This is a genomic window from Pedobacter glucosidilyticus DSM 23534, assembly GCF_000425145.1.
GTDB lineage: Bacteria > Bacteroidota > Bacteroidia > Sphingobacteriales > Sphingobacteriaceae > Pseudopedobacter > Pseudopedobacter glucosidilyticus.
This window is the reverse complement of record NZ_AULF01000063.1, coordinates 1-2,358: the sequence shown is the minus strand read 5'-3', so window position 1 is coordinate 2,358 and position 2,358 is coordinate 1. Positions and strand designations below refer to the sequence as shown.

The following is a 2,358-nucleotide window of genomic DNA, read 5'->3' as shown; positions in this document are numbered from 1 at the left end:
TTTTTTTAAGTTTACCAAAGCTTCAGGAACAAAATAAAATTTCCTCATTTTTAAGTTTACTTGACGAAAGAATCACAACCCAAAACAAAATAATTAAGCGATTAGAAACCTTAATTACTGGATTGAGTGAAAAGTTATTTTCTCAAAAGATTAGATTTAAATATTTTATTGAAGAATGGGAATTGAAAAAACTAGGAGAGATTTTTTATTCAGAGAAGGGTAAGGGGCTTTCTAAGGATAAAATTTCCACAAATGGAAAAAATGATTGTATTCTATATGGTGAACTATATACTAAGTATAATGAAGTGATTTCTGATGTCGTAAGTAAAACAAATGAAGAGGATGGACTAAAATCTCAAAGAGGTGATTTACTAATTCCGAGTTCAACAACTACCACTGGAATTGATTTAGCAAATGTAACCGCTATTAATAAAGAAGATGTGCTCTTGGGCGGTGATATTACAGTATTGCGTAGTAAAGAAAAAATAAATAATGTCTTCTATGCTTATTACTTGTCAAAATATAAAAAAGAAGAAATAGCTAATTATGCTCAAGGTAGTACCATAGTGCATCTTTACTACAGTCATATAAAAAATATGTTGATTGATTGTCCTTCACTTAAAGAACAAAATGCTATAGCTAATTTCCTTTCATCCATAGATTTAAAAATTGATATAGAGAAACAGCTTTTAACAAAGTTAGAAGAGCAAAAAAAGTATTTATTACAAAACCTTTTTGTTTAGAATTTTAATTAAGTTTAAGCATAATCCCGAAGGGATGAAAGTATTATAATCACCTTTGAAAATTAAAATTAACCCCGAAGGGGTGAAATAAACAAAACCTATGGCAGGCACCTACTCTCAAATCTACATCCAATATGTTTTTGCTGTAAAAGGCAGGCAAAATCTCCTACAACTACCTTGGCGAACTGAGGTTTTCAAATACATAAGCGGAATTATAGAAGCAAAAGGACAAAAATCTATTATAGTAAATGGAGTTACAGACCATGTTCATGTATTTGTAGGCTTAAAGCCTTCTATGAATATTTCTGATTTGATTAGAGATATAAAAAACAATTCATCAAAATTTATTAATCAACAAGGCTGGGTAAAAGGTAAATTTTCTTGGCAAGAGGGCTACGGGGCTTTTTCTTATGCTCATTCCCAAATAGATCATGTATATCAATATATTTCAAATCAAGAGGAGCACCACAGAAAGAAAACTTTTAAAGAGGAATATTTGGATTTTCTTAAAAAATTTGAAATAAAGTATGATGATAGATATATCTTTGATGATTTGGAATAATCATTTCACCCCTTCGGGGTTTCTTAAACAAGTATAGTCCTGTTTTATAATGATATCAGCCTTTCAGGCTTTTACGTTATATTGCTACTTCTTCTTGTGTTTTTATGAAAGCGTTGTATGGCTTTTTTTATTTTATTGATTTATTAATAATGATTAAGTTTTATAGTAATTCTAATTCCTTTTTTATAGATTTTGTTTTTATAGTCTAGATTAATGATATCAGCCTTTCAGGCTTTTACTTTATATTGCTACTTCTTCTCGTGTTTTTATGAAAGCGTTGTATAGCTTTTTTTATAATGATATCAGCTTTTCGGGCTGTACATCAAACAAAAATATTGCTTAATAAATACTGCTTTTGCTTTTCAAGTTGTTTTAATATTTTCTTTTCTGTTTCAATTTTTTTATTTATGACATTAAGAGTTTTGGCTATTTTTTCTTGTTCTTCTATTGGAGGAAATGGGATAAATATTTCTGAAAAATATGAATAACTAATCATTTTTCCATCCCTAATTCCTTCTAACTTTTTATTAAGTGAAGTAATATAATCAGGTGATTTGAAGTAATACTTATAAAAGTCTAGTTCAATTTGAGTTTTACTTCTCAATACTATGTAAGCAGGACTACATATACCTTTGTAATTTGAATACTCAATACCACCTTGAAAACTCCTTAAACTAATTATAAAATCACCAATTTCCACTACTTTATAACTTTCGACACTTTTTTCTGTAACTGTTATTTGGTAATCAATTAAATCTCTTGGAACCGCACCTTGTTCTTGCGTAATTGCAAGAATAGGTAAATCAGAATTATGCTTTTTATCAGATATACTCTCAAATAATTCACCTCCTTTTATAAATTCCCAATTAGAAAAAATAGCTCCATCTTCGTTTTTTAGTTTTATTTTCTGTCTAAAAATTTTTTCTTGTACCCCGTGAATTTGAGTTTTTAGATTTTCAATTATTTTGTTTTGGGTTGTGATTCTTTCGTCAAGTAAACTTAAAAATGAGGAAATTTTATTTTGTTCCTGAAGCTTTGGTAAACTTAAAAAAA

The 2,358-nt window shown here is 28.5% G+C and carries 3 protein-coding genes; 2 read left to right on the top strand and 1 reads right to left on the bottom strand.

Annotated elements, in window-relative coordinates:
• On the top strand, positions 1-743 hold a 743-nt coding region (locus H510_RS18900), incomplete at its 5' end, for a restriction endonuclease subunit S (protein ID WP_211226577.1).
• A gap of 100 nt (positions 744-843) precedes the next feature.
• A complete protein-coding gene (tnpA, locus tag H510_RS0112830) occupies positions 844-1,305 on the top strand; it encodes an IS200/IS605 family transposase (protein ID WP_026904685.1) in 462 nt (153 codons plus the stop codon).
• 322 nt (positions 1,306-1,627) lie between these two features.
• On the opposite strand, the gene H510_RS0112825 is transcribed toward tnpA, so the two are convergent.
• On the bottom strand, positions 1,628-2,358 hold a 731-nt coding region (locus H510_RS0112825), incomplete at its 5' end, for a restriction endonuclease subunit S (RefSeq protein WP_026904684.1).